We start from the raw sequence: 21,534 nt of genomic DNA on the forward strand, positions 1-21,534 counted from the left end.
ACATTATGACTTTTATGAATATATGTGCTCAATTATTACACTTTTATCTTTAACGAAGCAGAGCTTCGGGGAATATATCCCATAGAGATTCAATATATATAAAAATATTATTTGCACAGTATTCTTCTTATCTGATTAATTAAGCGCTTTTAATTATAGGTTGATTTGATTTGATTTAATTTGATTTAGAGTTATATATGCCACAATAGCACTCTATTATCACATACCTGCCTTGAGCGAGTATCTGTTTTTTACGTTACGCATTATGCGTAACGTTTTTTTTTTGCTATAATTAACGGATAATATTATGGATTTATTTTAATTCATATAATATAGATGTGACCGCTTTATTATATGGATAATTAATTGTTATATTTTTTATAGATTTTAACGATTGACAATTAAGCGTATATGAGCATTTAATCGCTATGGTTCATATACCCCGCTGCTTTCGACAGGGTTCTTCATTTTCTAATAATTTAGCCATTTTTCATATATGGGAGGGGGAATGAAAAATGTATCTTCTTTTTTATTCGTATTCTTGCTGGCGTGTATCGCCAGTAAATCCGGATATTCAGAACCAGGTGATGTCTTGAATATCCAGTTAGGTGGCACTACTCCGGCAAATTACACCAACGGTGCTGCAATAAACGATAATACACAAGTATGGAATCGTTTAACTAACGTTGATGTCACGACAGTAAATAATCTGCAATACTCCGGAGGTGCTTCGACCGATATATCCGTAACATATGACACTCCGGTGTATGCGGGCGGCATCTCCACATCATTTAAATCAAGCAGTTTAGACTTTGCTTTGTTCAGAGGATACATGGGAACTAATAATTTATACGATGGATATATAAATTTCTCAGGCCTACCGAGTGGAACTTATAATGTTTACGTGTATATGCAGGGAAAAAAAACCGTATCGATATCTTCGCTGCAAATGAACGTGACCACACCGGCCAGTAACGAAATTTTTTCTTTGTCTAATGATGGTAAAGCTAACGTTTTGATAGACGGCACGAACTGGGTCATGAAGACTGTTATAGTAACTGATGGAACTCTTGATATGGCAATAGAAAAAGACAGTTTGCTAAACGGCATTCAAATCCAACATATAAGTAATACTGTTCCTGAACCTGGTAACGTTATTCTTCTTGGCATCGGTGGCGTTTTGGTTTTTTGGTTCATTAGGCTAAATGGTTCGACATTCAACGCCTGATTGCATTCTTTGCCGATTTACAAAAAGCCGAATCCCTCCAAAGCGCCAAAATGGATTCGGTTTTTTTCATTATTAGTAATGAAGAACCCCGCCGCAAGCAGCAGAGTATCTTTTTATAGAATAACCAATTAGCTCTGATCCGCATCTGTCGAAGATTCCGGCTCCTGCAAGGACAGTAGTCTGTGCTGTTTCTATACACATACCGTTTCCGGTAGCAGCTTTTGATTTGCAAAGTGTATTATTATTTCTGATATAGAACAATGCCAACTCGCTCAATATGCACCTTCTTCGCTTGTAATGCTATCGACTCAAGTCGCAGGACATCAAATCGATAGGGAAGAGCCAGATCGTTCAGCTCCAGAGCAAGACGTACGATATCAAGGTTATCGTCAATTCTCTCGATTGCCAAATCTATATCGGAGCTGAGCTTTTCAATACCTTTCGCGCGTGATCCAAACAAGATAGCACAACGAATAGCGCTATTGTGACGTAATATATTCACAATAAGAGCTGTTTCTCGTTCGTCTAATCCGGTATGGTTCAACTGTTCCTGTATCGATCCAGAATCCATAGATGAAATGCTTTGAATAGTGGCAGATAGCGAAAGCAGATTTCTCTCAAGCATCATATCAATCCAGCCTTTACCAAGCAAGTCCCTCATGATCTTCCAATCAAACGGCAACAGATTGTGAACTACATCTTTTTATTTACATAATTTATATTATACAACAAATAATACACGAAAAGAGAGTCTGTATCGCGCACATTTCGGCCATCAACTATTCGTCAATTCTGAGGACTTGTATCGTCGCGACCTGTTGTGAGGCGCGGCTTAATGCCTCAAAGTCTCTTTCTCTGCTACAGTTACGTCATTGCTCTATTGACGGATAAAGGCGTTTGAGCTTTATTCTTGAATCAGCCGTGGTGAATTGCCAGTTGATCGTTGCCTTTTTGTTGTTGCGTTCGCGTTGCCACGCGGCTACCTCCCGCCGTACTTCTGCGATCTGCTCGATTCGCTGATTCAGACACTGGCCTGACAAAACTCGCCATTCGATGTCAGCCATGTTCAGCCAACTCCCATGCTTCGGCGTGTACACGAAATCGAATCGATCCAGCAGAGCTTTTGCTTTTTCCGGCGCGTAGGTCTCGTAAAGCGATCCCGGCGCATGGGTGTTGAGATTATCCATCACCAGCGTGATCTTTTCGGCGTGTTTGTACTTGCTGGCGATGTCTGCCAGAAACCTTGACCAGTTGCTTGCCCATCAGTGGCTCGGTGGCGATAAAAATATTGCACGTGCCGTTCCTGACGTACTCATAATCATATCGGGCGGCACGCCCTGGCCCGGCTGGAATGGGCGTTCTGCTCTCGCCGATCAGTTGCTTCGGCGACTCATCCATGCAGACCACCGGATAAAGCGGATCGTACGGCTGCTTGTACACGTCTTGGCGGAATCACCCATCCCTCCCGCTTCCACGGCTTGAGGAGGTTTTTTTTAACATCCGACGCACTGTTTCACAGGAAATCTCGTCAACAGAGTTCAGTTCAACGGCTTTATGGGCAAGAAGCCTCAGTGTCCAGAGAGCATGGCCTTCCGGGGCCGGTGAGCAGCTCAGGGCAATCAACTTTGCCTCAAGATCGCCATCGACTTTTTTGGCAAAGACGCGATTCGTTGGTTTGCGAGTCATGACGGCTTTAAGCCCCTCTTCAAGGAATTGCTTTTTGAGCCGGTCGATGGCTTTCATGCTCACCTGCAAGAGCCGCGAAATGGTCTCATTGATTGAGCGCACGTGCTGATGCTGCCCTTCGTCGCAAGCCAGCAAAATCAGGGCAGACAAGACGTTTTGAACTTTCCGGTTGCCTTTGCTGCCGAGAGCATCGAGTTCTTCCCGCTCTTCTTTGGTCAGGGTAACTTTGAACCTGTTATGTTATTGACGCAGCGCGTCCCGATACTATTACATTTACATAATATATCCGTCATTCAGAGCGCAATCTCATCTCGTTTTGGCAGCATAATTCCGTCTGGCGCCTCACTGGATTCAATTCTGAGGTATTGACCCACCCTTCAGACACTCCCGACAATCAGGCCCATCAAAATCCATCCCTCCAGAGGCACACCAATACCGTCAGCGCTTTCGCGGGTCCGCCGGGTCAACATGCCTCCCCCATCGTCACCCTTGTATATAAAAATAATATACGGATTGGCGATGAGTCATTTGTATGACGATTTGTATAATATAAATTATGTAATTTTAACAACTTATGGCTATGCGGGCGCACATATTATACCTATGCGCCGCCGTTGATCGCCGTGCGGCAAGCGGAATACAATGCAGCCGTCATTCTCCGTTCTTCTTTTCAAGGCATTTGCGGATTTCGAGCAGCTCTTTTCTGCGTTCGGGGCTGGTTTCGGGGTATTTGAGCGAAAGGCTTTCGAGCGTGTCGAGCACAATGCGGGAGACAATCAGACGTGCGTTTTTTTTATCGTCTGCCGGAACCGCGTACCACGGGGCCTCTTTGGTGCTGGTCTCCTGGAGGCAGCGCTCATACGCTTCCATATACTTATCCCAGTATTTCCGTTCTTCGAGATCGGCAACGCTGAACTTCCAGTTCTTTTCCTGGTCATCGATCCGGTCGAGAAAGCGTTTGCGCTGCTCCTCTTTGGACAAATGCAGATAGCACTTCACGATCCGAGTGCCGTTGCAGTGAAGATGCTGTTCGTGATCGACAATCGAGCGGTAACGGTTATCCCATACTTGGCCGTTTTGGGTGAGATCGTCGGGGATGTTCTGCCGTTCAAGAATTTCCGGATGTACCCGCACGATGAGCACCTCCTCGTAATAGGAACGGTTGAAAATTCCGATCCTCCCACGTTCGGGCAGGCACTGGGTTGTACGCCAGAGAAAATCATGTTCGAGTTCCGTGGCCGACGGGTGCTTGAAGCTGTAAACCTGGCAACCCTGCGGATTGACGCCCGACATCACATGCTTGATAGCGCTGTCCTTTCCGGCGGCATCCATAGCCTGAAAGATGAGCAAAACGGCGTAGCGGTTGTCCGCGTAGAGGATGTTTTGCAGCTTGCTCAACTGCGCGACATGGTTGGCCAGCAGTTCATGATACTCAGCTTTCGAGCTGTACACTGGCTCGATCCGGGTTGGCTGCTTGGCGAGGTTTAGCTCTTTGCCAGGCTGAATCCTGATGTCATCGAGATTGAATTTCATGAGGTCTCTCCTTTGAAAACGTTGCCCCCAAGAGCCATGCGAATTAAAATGAAATGAGATACCACTTTTCCAAGTTCGCAAAAAACAGAATTGAATCATATCTTTTTCAATACCGGAGAAAGAACCAGACAAAACGCGGCCATTTTTCAGCAGAGTCCGGTTTGGGCGCTCACCCGTCAGGAACCGTTTGATGGCCTGGGCCGGTTGATTTGTCAGATTCTTCGGTAAGTTATTTGCATTTTCCGTGATGCCGGGGCGGCAAGATCGCCCGTCATCTGAACGTTTAAACTTACACCTATGCGTTTTGTCATTACCGGTTCATTGGGGCACATCGGCAAACCACTCGCAACCCGGTTGAGCAAAGAGGGCCATGCGGTGACGGTCATCAGCAGCAGTGCCGAAAGAAAAGAAGAGATCGAAGCGATCGGCGCAACAGCGGCTATTGGAAGTGTGGAAGATACCGGGTTCCTCACCGACGCCTTCCGGGGCGCGGACGCCGTTTTTACGATGGCGCCTCCGGACTACAGCGGCGTTGACTGGAAAGCCTGGATTGCCGGAATTGGCAAAAATTACGTCTCGGCCATCAATGCGTCTGGCGTAAAGCGGGTGGTAAACCTCAGCAGCATCGGTGCGCATATGATCGACAACTGCGGCCCGGTCAGCGGTCTTTCGCAGGTTGAACTGGCGATGGACGCCGAGGCCGGTGTGAACGTCCGGCATCTGCGGGCGGGCTATTTCTACACCAATTTCTTGACCGCCATCGGCCAGATCAAAAATCAGGGTATTCTGAGCGGCAATTACAAGCCCGATGTGAAGATGGTGCTGGTGCATCCGACGGACATCGCCGATGTTGCCGCCAAGGCGCTCAAGGACGAATCGTACCTCGGCAGGGGCTTCAGCTACATCGCCAGCGATGAGAAGACTCCGGCGGAAATCGTTACGATGATCGCCAATGCCGTCGGAAAGCCGGATATCAAGTGGGTCGAACGCACCGACAAGGAGGAGCTTGACGACCTGATTGCCATCGGCCTGCCCGAAGAGACAGCCAGAAACTACACCGAAATGGGCGCGGCCCTGCGGTCCGGAGACATGAATGCGGACTACTTCCGCAATCGCCCGATCATGGCCGGATGGAGAACCTTCGAGTCGTTCATGCCCGATTTCGCTGCGTCGTACAACGCCTCCTGATTTCGATGCAGAATACGCCGTTTCGAGATCGGCATCTTCGATGCAGTATCGTCACAAAAAACCCGGTGCAATCCGGGTTTTTTGTGGATGAAGCATGGATGCGAAGAGGGCATACGCCGCTAAACCGGAAAAGATCGCCATGATCGACAGTAATCCCCCATTATTCTTTGTGAATTGACCGCTCTTCATTCCGCTTCTCTCATCCGAATTCCTTACATTTCAAGGCAGATCAAAACCATTCTCAATCTCAAACCGAACGACCGAATTATCATGGATGCGAAAACCACCATTCTCGACGTGCTGAAAAAAGAGGGCGAACCGATGAGCGCGGGCCAAATTGCTGAAAAGAGTGGCCTTGAGCGCAAAGAGGTTGACAAGGCGATGAAGAGCCTCAAAGAGGAGGAGTTGATCGTTTCGCCGAAACGCTGCTACTGGACGCCAAAAGCGTAACGTCCGGACATTATTTTTCCTGCAAATTTCCGGGGATACATTCAAAACCATCAACAGACCATTATGCTTCAATCAGAACGAGCCCATCAACCGCTTTCGGAAGAAGAGCTGAACATGCTCGAAGCGTTCCTCATCTCCGCGGAGGCTCCCGAGGAGTGCATGAACTCTCTCGAAATGATCGATGGATTTCTTACCGCCATTGTCATCGGGCCGGAGGTTGTCCCTGAGCACCGGTGGATCAAGTACATGCTCGATCCCGAAAACCAGCGGGAGAATCTGTTCAACTCGCCGGAAGACGAGTCGCAAATCACCGATCTCCTGACCCGGCACGTCACGGCCATCGACACCCAGTTCGAGAACGAACCTGAAGAGTTCCTGCCGATCTATGAAATGTTCAGCTATTCCGAAGAGGAGGAGCGGCAGATCGCCATCGAGGAGTGGGCGCTCGGCTTCATCCTCGGCATGGAGCTGAGCCACGAAGCCTGGCAGCCGCTCTTCGCCGACGAAAACACCGCCATGCTCGCCGGTCCGCTCTTCGTGCTCGGCAAGGTGACTGACGACTACGACAAAATGTCGCAGGAGGAGAAAGATCAGATGATCGACATGCTCGACGAATCGATCCTCGGCATCTACACCTTCTGGCAGCAGCAGGCCGACGAAGAAGGCCCAGAGTGATTCGATCAGTCGGATCCACAAAAAAAGCCGGACTTTTCAGCCCGGCTTTTTTTGTGTAACAGCATTACTTCTTCAATTCATCATTCATAATTATTAATCATTACCTCGGCGGCATTGGCCTGCCATCGCGGAAATCATCTCTCCGGTCGTCCCACCGGTCATTGCGCCTTTCGTCACGCCAGCGACGGTCGTAACGGTCACGATTTCTGCGATACTCATTGTCCCTGAATCGGCGAATCTGATCGATCCGGTAACGCCTGACCCTTGGCGGCAACTCGCGTACACGCACGGACCTCCACGGACCGTTGTATCGCGCTGAACGGTACCACTGTCCATGATCGTACAGATAGTAGAAATTACCGGCAAGAACGATATCGTAGGGAGCGCCTACGGAGACCGAAAATCCCGGCGCGGCAAGGCGAATGAATGCCGGCGGCCTGTCGATGACGATGGCCCTTGCCGGAGCGCCGCCAACACGAATGTTCACATCTGCCAGCGCATTGACCGACGGACTTGCCATCAGCATACCGGCAACTCCTGCCAGCATCAACATTTTACTTTTCATGACTCTCTCCATTTTGTTCATTACTTTCTCTGCAAAACCGGGGCTGTATAACCATGAGTCCATTGCCGGCCAAGGCCTCATCAGAACCACCTGCTTCTGTAAATTCTGACGACAGTTAGCCGCAGATTCATGCGCAGAAAAATTCAGTCCAAAGAAAGATCATCATAAAAGCAATTCATATAATTTATGAATGACGAGAAACGCAACGCCCTCGAAACGCACTATCGGCCAGTCGTCGAAGAGGTCGTCGAGCGCTGGGCCGTCGGCAAGCCACCGAATCCTTCGCCTGCCGCAACCTCTTACAAACCAAGCGGTTACTTCCGTCTGACGAACTACCTGCTCGACTATGCGATCAGGCATCGCGCACTTCCATCCGGCCTGCACCGGATGCCGGAGGGGCGCGACCGGTTCGGAAATTTCGAGCCTGGCTTCGTGGTCAATTTCGATCAGATCGTGGGGGATTCGTCGCTGAGAGAGCCTTGACGGGTCAGGGCGTTTCCGATTCGATGGCGCTGTTGAGGAACGTGACCATCGGCATCACCGCGCGGCAGCAGTCGCCGAGACGATCCGCGAAGTCGGTGGTCAGCACTTCGGCGTCGCTGAAAAAGCGTTGGGTGAAGTAGCCTTTGTAGCGCAGCCATTCGATGGCGGGGTTGGTCTCATCGTAGCTTTTCGGCGCTCGCTTGAGCGCTCCGGACGGCAGCACGCCATCCGGGAACGCGGCGAGCAGTGCTGGCGCGGTCACGAGGGCGTTCCACTCGTCGAAACGGGTGTCGATGGCCTGGCGGGTCTGGGCCAGCACCGCCGCTTCGGGCAGGTAGAGTCCGCCGCCACCGAAGGAGTTTCCGGGTTCGAGGTGCAGGTAGTAACCCGCCAGCGGCCCCTTCCGTCCGCCTTTGCTCACGTAGGCGAAAAGGCCGGTTTTGTAGGGCGTCTTGTCCTTCGAGAAGCGCACGTCGCGATAGAGGCGCATGATGCACGATTTCGGGTCGGGCATCACTTCGGCGATGGCTGGATCGAAGCTGGCAAGCGCATGGATGAACCGCGCGACCGTGTCGAAGAAATCGGCAGCGGCCTCTTGGTAGCGGGGGCGGCTGGCCTCGAACCACTCACGGTTGTTGTGAGTTTTGAGTTCAGCGAGGAAGTCGAGCGTCGGTTTGGTAATCATGGCAAGAGGTGGACGGCGTGGAGATGAAAAAATCGCGGCCTGGCTCTCAGAACATGGAGTGCGCTCCGAGTTCCTGGCCTTCGAGGCCCTTCTTGAGCGCGCGCTGGTAGAAGTCGCGCAGGGTTTCGGTGCCGTAGGAGGGCGTGGCGTCGGCGTCGTAGCGCTGGTTGACCGGGTCCCAGACGAGCATCGATTCAGAGCAGTAGTACTTGCCGATGCGGGCGAATTCCGCTTTTTCGGCAAATGACGGAACTATTTTCGACAGCAGCGTCAGCACCGGAATGATAACGTCGAATATCTGGATCGGCATCTTTTTGAGCTTCGGTTCGCGGCCCAGCAGCTCGAAGAGCATGAGCGCCTGGTCGAGGTTCGTCACCGGCTCCCCCGGCCCGCCGATGGGCAGAATTTTGTTCTGTTTCTCCGGGTCTTCCAGGCAGTCAGCGATGAAGCGGGCAAGATCGCCTTCGCTGATCGGCTTGCACGCCGTGAGGCGTCCGTCGCCGAACATAACGTAAGGCTTGCCATTTTTGACCTTTTCGATCTGCCCGGCGATCGACTTGAAAAATGCCGTCGGTCGAACGATGGACCAGGTCACGCCGGACTCCCGTAACTCCTTCTCGAACTTCAGCTTGGCTCGCTGGAACTCCAGCATCGGCTTCTGCACGCAGATCGCCGAGAGCAGCACGAACTGGCTGATTCCGGCGGAAAGACCCGCGTCGAGCGAGTTGCGGGTCGCCTGGTAATCGATGTTCCAGGAATCCTCGATGCCGCCATTGCGCGAAGTCAAACACGACACCACCGCATCGAAATGCTCGCTGCGGATGCCATGCTTCAGCAGAGACGCCATGTCGGAAACGTCCCCGAATCGCACCTCCGAACCCTTGAGTTCACGGCGGGTTTGCTCCTCGGTGGTCGAGGCGTTCACGCCGGAGCGCGGGCGGGCGAAGCTGACCACCTCGTAACCTCTCGCCACCAGCTCCCGCACGACGAATTTGCCGATGTACCCGGTCGCGCCAACGACGAACACGCGCTTTTTCAGAGAGCCGGTACGGGGTTCAGCAGGTGCAGACGAAGATGACATAGTCAATGGTTGGTGAAAGTTGGTCGAAGCCTGGAATCGCTGTCCAGAACGAGTATAAGGCTAAAATCATTATTTTGAAACTCATTGGCAGGATTTGAACTGGTCATCGATTTTCAATTTCGCCTTGTCGGGAAATGCTTTCAGGCAGGGCGTCCCTGATGTAATCAAAGACAATGGATTGCGGATTTTTCTTGTCATCGGCATTGTTACGTACAGCGTACGGCCCGCTTGAAACAATGGACTTCTCGCCATGCTCGATACCTTTCTCGGCAGCCTCCTGTCGCGGCTGAAAAACGCTTTCGATCTCGAACATCTGGGCAGCTTGCTCGGCGAAGTCTTGATCGTCCTCGTCACCGTATCTTTCATTCTCGCCGTCTTTTACCTCTTGTGGCGTATCGTGCGCGCCCTGCTCTCCTCCCGCCTCGCAAGCCGCCTCGACCGCACCAGCGCGGCCTTCGCCGAAACGGTCATCAAATTCTGCATCTTCGGCATCGGAGCGCTCACGGCCCTCGGCGCGGCAGGCATCAAAACCGCCACGCTGCTCGGTTCGCTCGGCGTACTTGGGCTGACCCTCGGTTTCGCTCTGCGCGACACACTCTCAAACATCATCTCCGGAATTCTCATTTTCATCGACCGCCCCTTCACTATCAACGACCTGATCGAGATCGATAACAACTACGGGCGGGTTGAAAAAATCACGCTGCGCACCACCCGCATCATCACCGTTGACGGCAAAATGCTCGCCGTGCCGAACGCGGTCATCATGAACAAAACCGTCACTTCGTACACCAACTTTCCGCATCTGCGGCTCGACATCGCCGTCACCATCGCCCTCACCGAAAACATCGACCGCGCCCGCACGATTCTGCTCTCGCTGGTGCGCCAAGACTCCGATTGCATGGAAACGCCGAAACCGGAGGTGGTGGTGACAACCCTGAACGACTACAACATCGTGCTCGAACTGCGGGTCTGGATCGAATACGAGCGGCAGCACATCCAGAAGCGGTTGGAGCTGCGCGAAAAGATGTTCAACGCGCTCACCGACGCCGGTGTGCAAATGCCTTACGAAACCATCCAGCTCGCGCCGTACAAGGTTGAGGTCAGCCGAAATTCTGCTTCAGCGTGAATCGGACAAATCAACAAGCTCAAACAAGGAGACGATGATGATACCCGGATATACGATCAGAACCATGACGCGCCACGAGATCCGGCTGGCTGTCGAGTGGGCCGCCGCCGAAGGGTGGAATCCGGGCCTCGAAGATGCCGAGTGCTTTTACCGCGCCGACCCGGATGGATTCCTCGTGGGGCTTCTCGACGGAGAGCCGACGGCCTGTATCTCCGTTGTCCGCTACGGAAACTCGTTCGGTTTTCTCGGTTTTTACATCGTCAGGCCGGAATATCGCGGACGGGGGCTTGGACTCGCAATCTGGAATGCCGGATTGCAACGCCTCGGCGGGCGGGTTGTGGGGCTCGACGGCGTGGTGGCGCAGCAGGAGAACTACCGGAAATCGGGTTTCGTGCTCGCTTACCGGAACATCCGATACATGGGCGTTTCGAGCCAGAATCGCGAAAATCCGCGCGAGGCCGTGCCGCTTTCTTCGATTCCTTTCGAGGAGCTGGCCGTCTGTGATCGGGAGTTCTTTCCGGACGACCGGCGAGATTTTCTCCAGTGCTGGACGAGCCGCCAACAAAGCCGCGCTTTCGGCGTTCGCCGGAACGGCAAGCTGTCGGGATACGGCCTCATTCGCCCCTGCCGCGCAGGCTTCAAGATCGGCCCGCTTTTCGCCGACAATACGGAGCTTGCCGAAACGCTTTTCGGAGCGCTCGAAAGCTCGGTTCCGGAAGGCTCTCCGATCTTCCTCGACATACCGGAGGTCAACCCGGCGGCGCTCAAGCTGGTTCAACGGCACGAGATGAGCGTGGTTTTCGAGACCGCCCGCATGTACAAAGGGCCAGCGCCGCAGCTTCCCGTCGAGCGTATTTTCGGCGTCACGACATTCGAGCTTGGGTAATTCACCTCTTGATTACTTCACTTTGGCGTATTGGAAATAGGTTAACAATTATTAAATTGCAGATACTGATAGCCATTGCTCCCGCCTCACCATAAACGGATCGACCATGCGACACGGAACTACTCAACTGCGTTGCCTTTTTATGGCCATCGCCACCATGTACGGCTCTTTCGTCCTCCTTCCGGCGAAGGCTTCGTGCCAGAATACCCACGAAGCCACTTCGCAAACGCAACAACCCGACAAGGATCATCAGGGCATTTCGGTTCACACCTCTGATCTCGATGACGGCGTGACCGGCGTGGTTGGCAAGGTTTATATCAACGCCTCGCCCCGGCATGTCTGGTCGGCGATCACGGATTATAACAATCAGAAAAATTTCGTTCCGAAGCTGATCGACAGCGGCTTGATTTCGGACAATGGATCGGAGCAGGTGATGTTTGAAAAGGGCAAAACCGGCGTCCTGTTTTTCAGGAAAACCGTCTATATCAAGCTGAGCGTCAGGGGCGACTACCTGCAACGCCTTTCATTCCGGCAGGTTGACGGCGATTTCAAGGTGTACGAAGGTGACTGGCTCATCGAACGCGCTCCGGACGGTAAGGGCACCATGCTCACCTTCAACGCCAAAATCAAGCCGGATTTCTTCGCTCCCGCGATGTTCGTGCGCAAGGTTCAGGAGAACGATCTGCCGATGGTGCTCGCAGCCATGAAAAAGCGCGCGGAGTCGGCTGAGGTCACGTTTCGCATGGCTCGCGCCTCCGATCCGAAACATCTCGTCCACCCTTCAGACACCTCCCCGATTGCGGATTGAATTGAAGCCGCAAGAGGCTGTCTCGAAATTTTTGACAGCCTCTTGCCCACCGGGAGTTTTCAGTTCGGCTTTTCGCACTTGACCGTCACCCTGGCGGCGTTGGCGATAGCCTGCCGCTTCAGCGACTCCACATCGATGCCGGGCGCTCCCGACATGAGCGCCACGCCCATGCGCCGGTACGGGCGAGTCACCGGCTTGCCGAAAATCCTGATGTCGCTGCCCAGCCCTTCAAGCGCCGCCTCCACTCCATCGAACTGCGGATTGCGGCCCGCCCGGTCGGCCAGAATTACCGCGCTCGCTCCGGCCCGCAGCAGCTCGATGCCGGGAATTGGCAGGCCAAGCACCGCACGGGCATGCAGCTCGAACTCCGAGAGATTCTGCGTTCCGGCGAGCGTCACCATGCCGGTATCGTGCGGTCGCGGCGAGAGTTCCGAGAAATAAAGCCCGTCGTCGGCAAGGAAAAACTCCACGCCCCAGATGCCCGCGCCGGTCAGCGCCGCCGTGACCTTGCCCGCGATACGCTGCGCCTCTTGCAGATGCTCCGGGCTGATGCGGCACGGCTGCCAGCTCTCCTGATAGTCGCCGCGCTCCTGCCGGTGGCCGATGGGCGGGCAGAAGAGCGTCGGGCCGTTTTTTTGCGTCACGGTGAGCAGGGTAATTTCGGTATGGAACGCCACGAACGCTTCGACAATTACTTCAGCGATGTCGCCCCGCTTGCCGCTCTGCGAATAGCTCCACGCCTTTTCGACCTCCGCCTCGCTCCGCACGGTCGATTGCCCCTTGCCCGACGAGCTCATCAGCGGCTTGACGACGCAGGGCAGGCCGACTTCGGCCACCGCCGCCCGCAGCTCGTCGAGCGAGGCGGCGTAGCGATAGCTGGCCGTGCGCAGGCCAAGTTCGCGGGCGGCGAGGTCGCGGATCGCCTTGCGGTTCATCGTGAAGTTCGCCGCCCGCGCCGACGGCACGACCTGAATTCCCTCCGCTTCGTAGGCGTAAAATCGCTCGGTGCGGATCGCCTCGATCTCCGGCACGATGATGTCGGGCCGGTGCCGGGCCACGATGGCGTCGAGCGCCTGGCCGTCGAGCATGTCGATCACCTCGCGCCCGTCGGCCACCTGCTGCGCGGGCGCGTCGTCGTAGCTGTCAACGGCGATAACCCTCTGGCCAAGCCGCTTGGCGGCGATGACGAACTCCCGGCCCAGCTCCCCGCTGCCCAGCAGCATGATTGTTTTCGGCATCTGCTTTGAATGATTGGTGTTATGGCAGAACGATATTTTTCAAAGGTAACAGTTCTCATGAAAGAATGACGCTTCATCGATAAAAAATTACCGTCCGAAACCCTGACCGAACCGGTCGATCAATCCCTGGAACGCCCGGTTGACCGCCGCCGGATCGAGAGCGCCGCGCCTCGACAGAACGCGCCCGCTCTTGTCGTCGATGAACAGAGCGCCGCCCGCCTCGTCGATTTCGCCATAAACCCACCGCTCGGTCGAACCCGTCACCAGAATCCGCTGCCGTGGTTCCGGCATGTCCTCGCCGCCCACGAAGGCCGCGACGATCTGGCGCAGGTCGATGTGCGAGCGCAAAGCCGTGTCGCGGCCCGCCGTCACGCCGGGGCCGACGATGAGCAGCGGTACGCGGTAGTTCGAGGCTTTCGCGGCCTCGAAGCGGTCGCCGTGATCCGAGACAATCACGATCAGACTCCGCGCCCACGAGCCATCGGCGACGAGCCGGTCGAGCAGCTCGTTGAAGTATTTGTCATAATACGCCAGCGTGGTGAGGCCGGTTTTCGCCCGCCACGCCGTGGTGTGCCCCCAGGCAAGCTCCTGCAAAACGAAAGTTTTCGGATTCGATTTCGCCAGTGACGTAATCGTCGGAATGGCCGCACGATCTTCGGTCGCCGACTCCATCCGCCCCGACTCGACCGTCAGCCACTCGCCCTGCGTCGGCAGGTCGCGGCGATGCAAAATGCCCGTCCACTCGTTGCGGACCGGCACGAAGGGCTGGGTGTCGTAGGTGCTGACGAAAGAGCTCCTGAATCCCGACTGCCGGAAATCCCGCGCGAGATTCGCCGATTGGTTGACCGCGTCGTAGAGCGTCGTGTCGGTGTAGGAGCGGTACGGCACCTGCTGCGACGTCAGCATCGCGATCAGGCTGGTGTAAGAGTCGAGGTTGTTGGTGTAATAGTTGGCGAAATAGAGAGAATTTGTCGCGACCCTGCCGTAAAAACGCGACGAGCGCCCGCGCATGAACTCCTTCTCGAACTCCGCCGCCGTCACGCCTTCGAGCACGATCAGGAAGAGGTGCGTGGCTTTTGCGTCCGCGAAGCGCTTCGGCTCCGCCGGAATCGGGCGCGACTCGCCGCTTTGGCGACGCCGCGCGGGTCGAAGCCTCGGCACTTCGCGCGGCGCGTTCGCGGAGCGGATGGCCAACTCCTCGTTCAGGCTGCTGACGACCGGCTGCGGCGAGCGTGGCACCGCGAGCGCCCCGGCGACGAGCAGGAGGCCCCACGCAGCGATGGCGAGGCGCGACACCCATTTGAGCCTCGGCGGCAACGGAGGCGCGAACAGCGCGGCGATGGCCGCGATTGCGGCGAGAAGCGCCGGAGCGAGGCGCTCGAAGCCGAGATACTCTCGAATCAGCATCGCGGCGGAAGCGGCATTGCCCGCGAAGAGGTTGACCGGAAAGGAGAGATATTCGCGAAGCATCTGCGGATAGAGCGACAGGAGCGCTCCCGCAACGGCGAGTATGGCGGCCGCAGCGCTCTCTCCGGCGGGGCGGGCGCGGGCCGGAAGCGCAAGCAGGGCGAGCCTCAGCGGCAAGAGCGTCAGGGAGAGCACGAGCGTATCGTGCAGCCAGGCAACCAGATGCGGCGGCAGAAGACGGGGATCGTGCGAGCTGAACGCATGGAACAGATGCAGCAGGAGCTGCACGAAAACAAGCGCGACAAAGACGCGGATGGCACGAGCGCCCGGAGCCGGAACTCCCAGGTGACGGAGCGATGACATGGTCGAGGCAAGATTGGATTCAGGGGAATCGTTTTCTCTCCTCAGACGCCACCCTTGTAAAAACCTTTTGCTTTGATCTGCGCGAACCACTCGCGGGCCTTCTCCTTTGCCGTAATTTTCGGCGGCCAGTGGACGAAGTTGCCGACGTCGCGCAGCTCGATCCGGCCATGCGACGCAAAATCGACGCTTCGAGGCTCGCCGAGCCTCCAGGTCGAGGGCTGCCGCACACGGCCCTGCTCCGGGTGGTCGAACTCCAGCGGCGGAAACAGCTCGTCGAAGGAGCGAGTACGCCACTCCGTTTCGGGAAAGGTGATGCACGAGGCCATCGCCTCATCCTGCGGCCTCATCTTGGCGCAGGCGGCGGCCAAAAGCACCGGACGCCCGAAGACCGAGCCGGTGAACTCCTTCGGCGTCCCGGCGAATCCGGCGGCGATGCGCCCACTGGCGATGCCCATCTCCGGAAGGAAGCGCAGCTCGTCGTGCTCCCCCATCCAGCGAGCGGCGCGAAGGGCGTCAAAAAACGGCTCCTTCGAGCCGAATTTCTCCGAAAAGAGCAGCACGATCGAGCTGTCCAAAAACCGCTCGACCACGCAGAAGCGCTCCGCCGCGAGCGAGTCGCGCATCCAGACGAGGAACATGTTGAGGTAGATCAGAATCTCCGTCGGCGACAGGTCGAGCGTGAGCCGTGCGAAATCGCGCATGCCGACATAGAGCACGGTCGCGTCGAGTTCGATGCACTTGAGCGGAAAACACCCGGCGGCCTCGTCGTCAACCTCCACATCGACCGTCAGCGGCTGCGACAAGAGGAAATCCGAAATGGTATTATAACTGTATGGCGTCTTCACGGCTCCGGCGTTTGGTTGCGTTGAACGGTAAAATAGCGATCACGCGCCGTTATCCCTCACCGCTCCGGCACAGCCTCCAGCGTCGCCGTGAGAAACTCCCAGAACTTCAGCACCGAGGCGATCTCGACCTTTTCGTCCGGCGAGTGCGGGTGGCGGATGGTCGGGCCGAACGAAATCATGTCGAGCTGCGGACAGGCCGCACCAATGATGCCGCACTCCAGCCCGGCATGCACGGCGCGAATCTCCGGCGTTTTGCCGAAGCGGCGGCGATAGACTTCGATCATGCACTTGAGGATTGGCGACGCGGGATTCGGCCTCCAGCCGGGATAGCCGTGCTCAAACACCGCCGTCGTCCCGGCGCGTTCGGCGACTCCCGCGACCAGGTCGGCAAGTTCGCGCATCCCCTCCTCCGAGGCGCTCCGCAGCAGGCACTCGACGCTCACGGCGCTGCCGTCCGAATGGACGCGGGCGAGATTGTTTGAGGTCTCGACCAGCCCCTCGATCCCGGCGCTCATGCGATGCACACCGTTCGGGCAGGCCGCGACCGCGTCGAGTAACCGTTGCGTCACGGCATCAGCGATCACCGCCGCCGGAAGCGCGGCCTCCACCGCCTCGACGCGAAGCCCCGGATCGGCCTCCGCAAGCTCGCCAGCGATGGTTGCGGCGAGGGCGTGAAGCTCGTCGAGAAACGCCGCTTTTTGCGCGGAAGGCACGGCAACCAGCGCCGTCGATTCTCGCGGAATGGCGTTGCGCAGGCTCCCGCCGTCGATGGAGGCGAGCAACAGACCGTGGCGCGCGCGGCCCATCCGCAAGAGCCGGTTCATGAGCGTATTGGCGTTGCCCCGGCCAAGATTAATATCCATGCCGCTGTGCCCGCCGCGCAAACTGGAGACGCGGATTTCAACGCCGGTGTAACCAGGCGGAACCGGATCGCCGGAATAATGGAAGCGCATCGTGCCGTCGAGTCCGCCCGCGCAGCCGATGAACAGCTCCCCCTCATCCTCGGAGTCGAGATTCAGGAGGATGTCGCCTTTGAGCGCTCCCGTTTCGAGGCCGAGCGCCCCGGTCATGCCCGCCTCCTCGTTGGCGGTGAAAAGCGCTTCGAGCGGCCCGTGGCGCAGCGCCGCCGATTCGAGTACGCCGAGCGCCGCCGCCACGCCGATGCCGTTGTCCGCGCCCAGCGTGGTGCCCCGCGCTCGCACCCACTCGCCATCGATCAGGGCGTCGATCGGGTCTGTCACGAAGTCGTGCGCCGTCCCGGCGTTCTTCTGCGGAACCATGTCGAGATGCGCCTGCAACACGACGCCCCGCCGCTCTTCCATCCCCGGCGTCGCGGGCTTGCGGACGAGCACGTTGCCCGCCTCATCGACGAGCCACTCCAGCCCGCACCGCTTTGCGAAATCGACGACAGAGGCCCGAACCGCCTCCTCATGGCCCGAAGGACGCGGAATTTGCGTCAGGCGATAAAAATGGTTCCAGAGTATTTTCGGCTCAAGCGAGAGAATTTCGGCACTCATGATGACGTTGTTCGATGCAATTATGAAAAACTACGTTCCGGTGATCTTGTCGGCGGCCAGCCGGAGAAGCTTGCGGCCCGAATTTTTCAGCAGCTCCCGGTAGGTGAGCTCTCCCGACATCAACTCCATATAGCGGCGTGGCGCCGATGCCGAGCGGGCAAGCGCGGTGATGAACAGCGCTCTGGTTGCGGGTGAAAAGAGAAAGTTCCGTATTTTTGCCGCATACGCCAGCTCACCGGTGATTTCCGCGCACCGTTTGCGGTATTCAGCATTGACGTATTTCGATTTGCCGGAGAGCGCCTCCAGAACCGATTGCGCCGCAAGCCATCCGCTCTGCATGGCGTAGGCGATCCCCTCGCCGGTGATCGGATCGACCAGCCCGGCAGCATCCCCCGCCAGCAATACGCCGTCGCGCCCCATGCCTCTGGAGTATTCGCCGAACGGCACGAAGTGCCCCTTGACGACTCCCGCGAATTCACTGCCGAAACGGTTGCGGTAGAAGGTATTGAAACTCGCCCTGAAATCCCGATTCTTTGAAAACAGCCCACCGACGCCGACGACAACTACGTCATTTCTTGGAAAAATCCAGCCGTAACCCCATTCGATGGAATCGAAATAGATTTCCGGTTCAGCGATCTTCCGCGAGAGCGCGGCTGCGGGCAAGGTCGCTTCGAGGGCGAAAGCCTTGCCGTTCCTGCTCGTTTTGCCGTTGTGGATGGCGTTGGCGACAACGCTGTTCACGCCGTCCGCGCCGATCAGGTAGCGACAGGTTATCTCTTTTCCTGACTGCAATTTGCAGACGCGATGCCGCAGATCGACCGCCGTAACCCGCTCGCCCTGCACAAGCTCCGCGCCTCGCTGCCGCGCCTTGTCGATGAGGCGGGCGTCGAAACGGTAACGGTCGCAGAGGTACAGCTCGCCGTAGTTATAGATGGAGTTGACGAGCCGCTCGCCGTCAAAAAATTTCGCCCCGTTGCAGCGGTAGTCGTACATCTCCTCCCACCCCGGCCCGAAAATCGCGGCGTAGTTTTTTTTTGCCCGCTGCGTCAGCAAACCGCCGCACAGCTTCTGGCGGGGAAAGCGGAATCGGTCAACGACGCAAACCTCGACCCCGCTCTTGGCAAGCGTATGCGCGGCAGCCGAACCAGCAGGCCCCCCGCCAACAACAACCGCCGTGTAGTGGTTTTTCACGCAATGGAGATGATGAGTTCGCAAGCTGCTTCGTTTTCAGAACATAACACCTTGCCGTTCAACCGTCAACTGTCAGTTGATTTCTCCTCCGTGTCGAGGATTTCCGGCAGTACGTAAACGGGCAGCGTTTTCGGGCTTTCGTCTCCGGCGACGCGCATGACTTCGGTTTCGCTTGTGGGGTATTTTCGGAGATCGATGACGAGCGGCGCGTTGCAGTAGAGGCATCGCACCGAAATCACCGGCTCGCCCGCCGTGTCGATAAGCAACGTGAAAATGTTCCCGCATTTGCAGCAGCGGATTTTCTTGCGGATTTCGGTTTCGGTAGCCATGATGGTCAGTGGATTAGTGGTTGATTGATTGCCGGAGAGCTTCACCTGGGAGCGCCGTCCCCACCTGTCGGAACAGCATCTTGCTGGATATTTTTCTTACCCCTGGGAGCGCCTGCTCGGCGCTCCCAGGGGTAACGCTCCCTCGCGCTCGACCAACGCCACTCTTCGGGCACTGTGCATAAACCCGCATTGACCGGATTCTCATGGATATACCAGATCGCTTGATAAAAATGCTCTTCATTGCGTATGAAGCGATCCCAGTACTCCCTCATCCAGAACCCATGATCCGGCACAGCAAGCCCAAACTCCGCCGCTTTTGCATTACACACTCTCGCCGTCCAGCTCTTCAGCCTCTGCACAATCGTCGCGAGGGAGATCAGCGGTTCAAGCAACAGATGAACATGATTCGGCATGATGCACCATGCGAAGAGTCGATACCGCTCCCCGTCAAATCGAAGTAAATTGTCCTGCACGAGTACTGCAATCTCTGGATGCTGCAACACGCAGCACCCCATTCCGGCATCCAGCCATTGTTCAATGGAAGCTCTGCGCTCACGCTCCGCTTCTGTTTTCGGCATATCAGCCAAGCGTTCTTCAAGCACCCTCAACGCAGCCCGCGGAAGCGAATCCGCAAGACGAAACGTCACCGACTGGACAACCTCCCCGGAATCGAAATGTGGCAGATACCCCCGCGAATACCACCCGGCAAATGTTCCCTTAGCGTTCGTCTCCATTATTTATTGCTTTGCGCGTTATTTCGATTTCATCTTCGCCGAGAGCGATATTACCTGGGAGCGCCGAGCGCCTGCTCGGCCATGAAGCCGAAGGCTTCACGCTCTTTGGTTGATTGCAAAATTCTCATGCGTTATGGCAACGTTTCATCAAGAATGATAGAAAAGAGCCGAGCAGGCGCTCGGCGCTCCCAGGGTTAACGCTCCCTCGCGCTCGACCAACGCCACTCTTCGGGCACTGTGCATAAACCCGCATTGACCGGATTCTCATGGATTGCTTTGCGCGTTATTTCGATTTCATCTTCGCCGAGAACGATATTACCTGGGAGCGCCGAGCGCCTGCTCGGCCATGAAGCCGAAGGCTTCACGCTCTTTAACCTTTATGTTATGAATGAGTTATCGTTTATAACGTTGCAATGCAAGGAATATGATAGAAAAAAGCCGAGCAGGCGCTCGGCGATCCCAGGGAAGACTCCCAGCTTAAAACACGCTCCACGCGGCCAGCGCTATTCCGGCGAAGCAGAGGAGCGCGGCGGCGACGAGGAGGCGGCGCTTGTATTTCGCGCTCTGCGTGAAGAACTCCTCGATGCTCAGCGACTGCCCTTTCGCGGCGGGTTGGGCGCGACGCACCACCTGCCGGTCAACGGTGCGCGTGACCGGCACACGAGGCTTGCGAGGCTGAGAACGAGCGCCACGAGCCAGCAGCCGAACGCCCAGAGGACGAGGCAGCTCACGGGCAACACGGCTTTGTCGCCGCCGGTGAGCTTCAGCACGGTGGCGAAGAGGCCCGGAATCGCGAGGCACAGCGTCACCATCTGCTTGGCCAGCTCGTCGAGCAACGTCGGCTGCCCGATCATCGCCGCCGCCAGCCCCTTCTCAAGCGCCTCATCCGCCGTTGACGGCGAAGACGAACCGAGAATCTCCTCCGGTTCTTCGCTCATGGCTCTATAACTCCTAAATCTTCAGGCATCTGTTGCGACAACTGCTCCCACCCATCGAGTCCGCCCTCAAGGCCAAGCTGACCGGCAAGCGATTCGAGCGCCTGCAATACCTGGGCCAGATCGATGGCTTTGGCAATCCGATAGACCGTAACCCACGACAACACGGCATTCTGAACATCTTCGTTCTGCAGATGAATATGCCCCATATTGAACAGCGTATAGCATAACCCGGACTTGTCGCCGATTTCCTGCAGTATGGATAACGAACGCTTCAGGCACCATAGCGCATCATTATATTTTCCTCGCGCATGATAAAGTGTTGACATGTTGTTCAGCGCGGTGCTTTCCCCTGACTTATTTCCGATTCCTTGGCTTATTGACAACGACCGCTTCAGGTACTCCAACGCCGTGTCATAGTCGCCTCGCGCATGATAGATGTTCGCGATGTTGTTCAGCGTGGTGCCTTCGCCGGACTTTTCGCCGATTTCCTGCCTTATCTTCAACGAGCGCTTCAGGTACTCCAGCGCCGTCTCATAGTCCCCTCGCGCATCATAAATCTGCGAGATGTTGTTCAGCGT

The 21,534-nt window shown here is 56.2% G+C and carries 24 protein-coding genes and 1 pseudogene; 8 read left to right on the forward strand and 17 right to left on the reverse strand.

All coding sequences use genetic code 11. From position 1 onward, the window contains the following. Window positions 1-508 precede the first annotated feature (508 nt). Window positions 509-1,228 carry a PEP-CTERM sorting domain-containing protein gene (locus EST62_RS06995; RefSeq protein WP_167599228.1) on the forward strand — a complete coding sequence of 240 codons (720 nt, stop codon included), beginning with the start codon at window positions 509-511 and terminating at the stop codon, window positions 1,226-1,228. A gap of 241 nt (window positions 1,229-1,469) precedes the next feature. Here EST62_RS06995 and EST62_RS07000 read toward each other — a convergent pair whose 3' ends face one another. From EST62_RS07000 to EST62_RS07010, 3 genes and pseudogenes are all read right to left on the reverse strand, one after another. Further along, entirely contained in the window at window positions 1,470-1,889 is a 420-nt protein-coding gene (locus tag EST62_RS07000) for a nucleotidyltransferase domain-containing protein (protein ID WP_129051395.1), read from the reverse strand. Between the two features lie 208 nt (window positions 1,890-2,097). Further along, a pseudogene (locus EST62_RS07005) lies at window positions 2,098-3,133 on the reverse strand (IS630 family transposase). Window positions 3,134-3,565: 432 nt separating this feature from the next. After that, window positions 3,566-4,447, reverse strand: a complete 882-nt coding sequence (locus EST62_RS07010) for an ADP-polyphosphate phosphotransferase (RefSeq protein ID WP_129051396.1) — start codon at window positions 4,445-4,447, stop codon at window positions 3,566-3,568. A gap of 297 nt (window positions 4,448-4,744) precedes the next feature. Here EST62_RS07010 and EST62_RS07015 point away from each other — a divergent pair, with 297 nt between their 5' ends. The 3 genes from EST62_RS07015 to EST62_RS07025 all read left to right on the forward strand — a co-directional run bounded on the left by EST62_RS07015 (window position 4,745) and on the right by EST62_RS07025 (window position 6,760). Continuing rightward, window positions 4,745-5,635 (forward strand): NmrA family NAD(P)-binding protein, encoded by an 891-nt coding sequence (locus EST62_RS07015; protein ID WP_129051397.1) that lies wholly within the window; start codon window positions 4,745-4,747, stop codon window positions 5,633-5,635. Between the two features lie 270 nt (window positions 5,636-5,905). Next, window positions 5,906-6,085: an HTH domain-containing protein gene (locus EST62_RS07020; protein WP_167599229.1), complete on the forward strand. Its 180-nt coding sequence runs from the start codon at window positions 5,906-5,908 to the stop codon at window positions 6,083-6,085. 63 nt (window positions 6,086-6,148) lie between these two features. Beyond that, on the forward strand, window positions 6,149-6,760 hold the full coding sequence (locus tag EST62_RS07025) for a YecA family protein (protein WP_129051398.1): 612 nt from the start codon (window positions 6,149-6,151) through the stop codon (window positions 6,758-6,760). A 100-nt stretch (window positions 6,761-6,860) separates the two neighbouring features. On the opposite strand, the gene EST62_RS07030 is transcribed toward EST62_RS07025, so the two are convergent. Next, the gene (locus EST62_RS07030; protein WP_129051399.1) at window positions 6,861-7,325 is read right to left on the reverse strand and encodes a hypothetical protein; all 465 of its coding nucleotides are present in this window, start codon (window positions 7,323-7,325) and stop codon (window positions 6,861-6,863) included. Window positions 7,326-7,511: 186 nt separating this feature from the next. On the opposite strand from EST62_RS07030, the gene EST62_RS07035 reads away from it, so the two are divergent. Further along, the gene (locus EST62_RS07035) at window positions 7,512-7,808 is read left to right on the forward strand and encodes a hypothetical protein (RefSeq protein WP_129051400.1); all 297 of its coding nucleotides are present in this window, start codon (window positions 7,512-7,514) and stop codon (window positions 7,806-7,808) included. A gap of 4 nt (window positions 7,809-7,812) precedes the next feature. On the opposite strand, the gene EST62_RS07040 is transcribed toward EST62_RS07035, so the two are convergent. From EST62_RS07040 to EST62_RS13465, 3 genes are all read right to left on the reverse strand, one after another. Further along, complete coding sequence (locus EST62_RS07040) at window positions 7,813-8,493, reverse strand: DUF2461 domain-containing protein (RefSeq protein WP_129051401.1); 681 nt, start codon at window positions 8,491-8,493, stop codon at window positions 7,813-7,815. Window positions 8,494-8,539: 46 nt separating this feature from the next. Then, a complete protein-coding gene (locus EST62_RS07045; protein ID WP_129051402.1) occupies window positions 8,540-9,574 on the reverse strand; it encodes an NAD(P)-dependent oxidoreductase in 1,035 nt (344 codons plus the stop codon). Window positions 9,575-9,655: 81 nt separating this feature from the next. Then, a complete protein-coding gene (locus EST62_RS13465) occupies window positions 9,656-9,826 on the reverse strand; it encodes a hypothetical protein (protein ID WP_167599230.1) in 171 nt (56 codons plus the stop codon). On the opposite strand from EST62_RS13465, the gene EST62_RS07050 reads away from it, so the two are divergent. The 3 genes from EST62_RS07050 to EST62_RS07060 all read left to right on the forward strand — a co-directional run bounded on the left by EST62_RS07050 (window position 9,825) and on the right by EST62_RS07060 (window position 12,394). After that, the gene (locus EST62_RS07050; protein ID WP_129051403.1) at window positions 9,825-10,700 is read left to right on the forward strand and encodes a mechanosensitive ion channel family protein; all 876 of its coding nucleotides are present in this window, start codon (window positions 9,825-9,827) and stop codon (window positions 10,698-10,700) included. The genes EST62_RS13465 and EST62_RS07050 overlap by 2 nt on opposite strands. 34 nt (window positions 10,701-10,734) lie before the next feature. Then, window positions 10,735-11,586: a GNAT family N-acetyltransferase gene (locus EST62_RS07055; protein ID WP_129051404.1), complete on the forward strand. Its 852-nt coding sequence runs from the start codon at window positions 10,735-10,737 to the stop codon at window positions 11,584-11,586. 106 nt (window positions 11,587-11,692) lie between these two features. Continuing rightward, window positions 11,693-12,394, forward strand: coding sequence for an SRPBCC family protein (locus EST62_RS07060; RefSeq protein ID WP_129051405.1), 702 nt, complete (start codon window positions 11,693-11,695; stop codon window positions 12,392-12,394). A gap of 59 nt (window positions 12,395-12,453) precedes the next feature. Here the strand turns inward: EST62_RS07060 and purT are convergent, their stop codons facing one another. The 10 genes from purT to EST62_RS07105 all read right to left on the reverse strand — a co-directional run. Beyond that, the gene (purT, locus tag EST62_RS07065; protein ID WP_129051406.1) at window positions 12,454-13,632 is read right to left on the reverse strand and encodes a formate-dependent phosphoribosylglycinamide formyltransferase; all 1,179 of its coding nucleotides are present in this window, start codon (window positions 13,630-13,632) and stop codon (window positions 12,454-12,456) included. 87 nt (window positions 13,633-13,719) lie between these two features. After that, a complete protein-coding gene (locus EST62_RS07070; protein ID WP_129051407.1) occupies window positions 13,720-15,402 on the reverse strand; it encodes a sulfatase-like hydrolase/transferase in 1,683 nt (560 codons plus the stop codon). A 41-nt stretch (window positions 15,403-15,443) separates the two neighbouring features. Continuing rightward, window positions 15,444-16,247, reverse strand: coding sequence for an adenylate cyclase (locus EST62_RS07075; RefSeq protein ID WP_129051408.1), 804 nt, complete (start codon window positions 16,245-16,247; stop codon window positions 15,444-15,446). Window positions 16,248-16,303: 56 nt separating this feature from the next. Further along, window positions 16,304-17,764, reverse strand: a complete 1,461-nt coding sequence (locus EST62_RS07080; RefSeq protein ID WP_129051409.1) for an aminoacyl-histidine dipeptidase — start codon at window positions 17,762-17,764, stop codon at window positions 16,304-16,306. Between the two features lie 30 nt (window positions 17,765-17,794). Continuing rightward, window positions 17,795-18,955 (reverse strand): NAD(P)/FAD-dependent oxidoreductase, encoded by a 1,161-nt coding sequence (locus tag EST62_RS07085; RefSeq protein WP_167599231.1) that lies wholly within the window; start codon window positions 18,953-18,955, stop codon window positions 17,795-17,797. A 65-nt stretch (window positions 18,956-19,020) separates the two neighbouring features. Further along, window positions 19,021-19,284, reverse strand: a complete 264-nt coding sequence (locus EST62_RS07090) for a hypothetical protein (protein WP_129051411.1) — start codon at window positions 19,282-19,284, stop codon at window positions 19,021-19,023. A gap of 41 nt (window positions 19,285-19,325) precedes the next feature. After that, complete coding sequence (locus tag EST62_RS07095) at window positions 19,326-20,018, reverse strand: transposase (protein WP_209019416.1); 693 nt, start codon at window positions 20,016-20,018, stop codon at window positions 19,326-19,328. 477 nt (window positions 20,019-20,495) lie between these two features. Next, window positions 20,496-20,645: a hypothetical protein gene (locus EST62_RS13770; RefSeq protein ID WP_245153506.1), complete on the reverse strand. Its 150-nt coding sequence runs from the start codon at window positions 20,643-20,645 to the stop codon at window positions 20,496-20,498. Beyond that, window positions 20,606-20,956, reverse strand: coding sequence for a hypothetical protein (locus EST62_RS07100; protein WP_245153508.1), 351 nt, complete (start codon window positions 20,954-20,956; stop codon window positions 20,606-20,608). The genes EST62_RS13770 and EST62_RS07100 overlap by 40 nt, the downstream gene beginning before the upstream one ends. Then, window positions 20,953-21,534: tetratricopeptide repeat protein (locus tag EST62_RS07105; protein WP_134751613.1), on the reverse strand; the 582-nt coding region annotated here is incomplete at its 5' end. The genes EST62_RS07100 and EST62_RS07105, both read right to left, overlap by 4 nt.

This window comes from Chlorobaculum sp. 24CR (assembly GCF_004118635.1).
Lineage (GTDB): Bacteria > Bacteroidota > Chlorobiia > Chlorobiales > Chlorobiaceae > Chlorobaculum.

What these genes read in the sequence shown, in the direction of transcription:
- EST62_RS06995 (WP_167599228.1), top strand. Translation starts at nt 509, where the DNA reads ATGAAAAATGTATCTTCTTTTTTATTCGTATTCTTGCTGGCGTGTATC.
- EST62_RS07000 (WP_129051395.1), bottom strand. Translation starts at nt 1,889, where the DNA reads ATGAGGGACTTGCTTGGTAAAGGCTGGATTGATATGATGCTTGAGAGA.
- EST62_RS07010 (WP_129051396.1), bottom strand. Translation starts at nt 4,447, where the DNA reads ATGAAATTCAATCTCGATGACATCAGGATTCAGCCTGGCAAAGAGCTA.
- EST62_RS07015 (WP_129051397.1), top strand. Translation starts at nt 4,745, where the DNA reads ATGCGTTTTGTCATTACCGGTTCATTGGGGCACATCGGCAAACCACTC.
- EST62_RS07020 (WP_167599229.1), top strand. Translation starts at nt 5,906, where the DNA reads ATGGATGCGAAAACCACCATTCTCGACGTGCTGAAAAAAGAGGGCGAA.
- EST62_RS07025 (WP_129051398.1), top strand. Translation starts at nt 6,149, where the DNA reads ATGCTTCAATCAGAACGAGCCCATCAACCGCTTTCGGAAGAAGAGCTG.
- EST62_RS07030 (WP_129051399.1), bottom strand. Translation starts at nt 7,325, where the DNA reads ATGAAAAGTAAAATGTTGATGCTGGCAGGAGTTGCCGGTATGCTGATG.
- EST62_RS07035 (WP_129051400.1), top strand. Translation starts at nt 7,512, where the DNA reads ATGAATGACGAGAAACGCAACGCCCTCGAAACGCACTATCGGCCAGTC.
- EST62_RS07040 (WP_129051401.1), bottom strand. Translation starts at nt 8,493, where the DNA reads ATGATTACCAAACCGACGCTCGACTTCCTCGCTGAACTCAAAACTCAC.
- EST62_RS07045 (WP_129051402.1), bottom strand. Translation starts at nt 9,574, where the DNA reads ATGTCATCTTCGTCTGCACCTGCTGAACCCCGTACCGGCTCTCTGAAA.
- EST62_RS07050 (WP_129051403.1), top strand. Translation starts at nt 9,825, where the DNA reads ATGCTCGATACCTTTCTCGGCAGCCTCCTGTCGCGGCTGAAAAACGCT.
- EST62_RS13465 (WP_167599230.1), bottom strand. Translation starts at nt 9,826, where the DNA reads ATGGCGAGAAGTCCATTGTTTCAAGCGGGCCGTACGCTGTACGTAACA.
- EST62_RS07055 (WP_129051404.1), top strand. Translation starts at nt 10,735, where the DNA reads ATGATGATACCCGGATATACGATCAGAACCATGACGCGCCACGAGATC.
- EST62_RS07060 (WP_129051405.1), top strand. Translation starts at nt 11,693, where the DNA reads ATGCGACACGGAACTACTCAACTGCGTTGCCTTTTTATGGCCATCGCC.
- purT (WP_129051406.1), bottom strand. Translation starts at nt 13,632, where the DNA reads ATGCCGAAAACAATCATGCTGCTGGGCAGCGGGGAGCTGGGCCGGGAG.
- EST62_RS07070 (WP_129051407.1), bottom strand. Translation starts at nt 15,402, where the DNA reads ATGTCATCGCTCCGTCACCTGGGAGTTCCGGCTCCGGGCGCTCGTGCC.
- EST62_RS07080 (WP_129051409.1), bottom strand. Translation starts at nt 17,764, where the DNA reads ATGAGTGCCGAAATTCTCTCGCTTGAGCCGAAAATACTCTGGAACCAT.
- EST62_RS07090 (WP_129051411.1), bottom strand. Translation starts at nt 19,284, where the DNA reads ATGGCTACCGAAACCGAAATCCGCAAGAAAATCCGCTGCTGCAAATGC.
- EST62_RS07095 (WP_209019416.1), bottom strand. Translation starts at nt 20,018, where the DNA reads ATGGAGACGAACGCTAAGGGAACATTTGCCGGGTGGTATTCGCGGGGG.
- EST62_RS07100 (WP_245153508.1), bottom strand. Translation starts at nt 20,956, where the DNA reads ATGAGCGAAGAACCGGAGGAGATTCTCGGTTCGTCTTCGCCGTCAACG.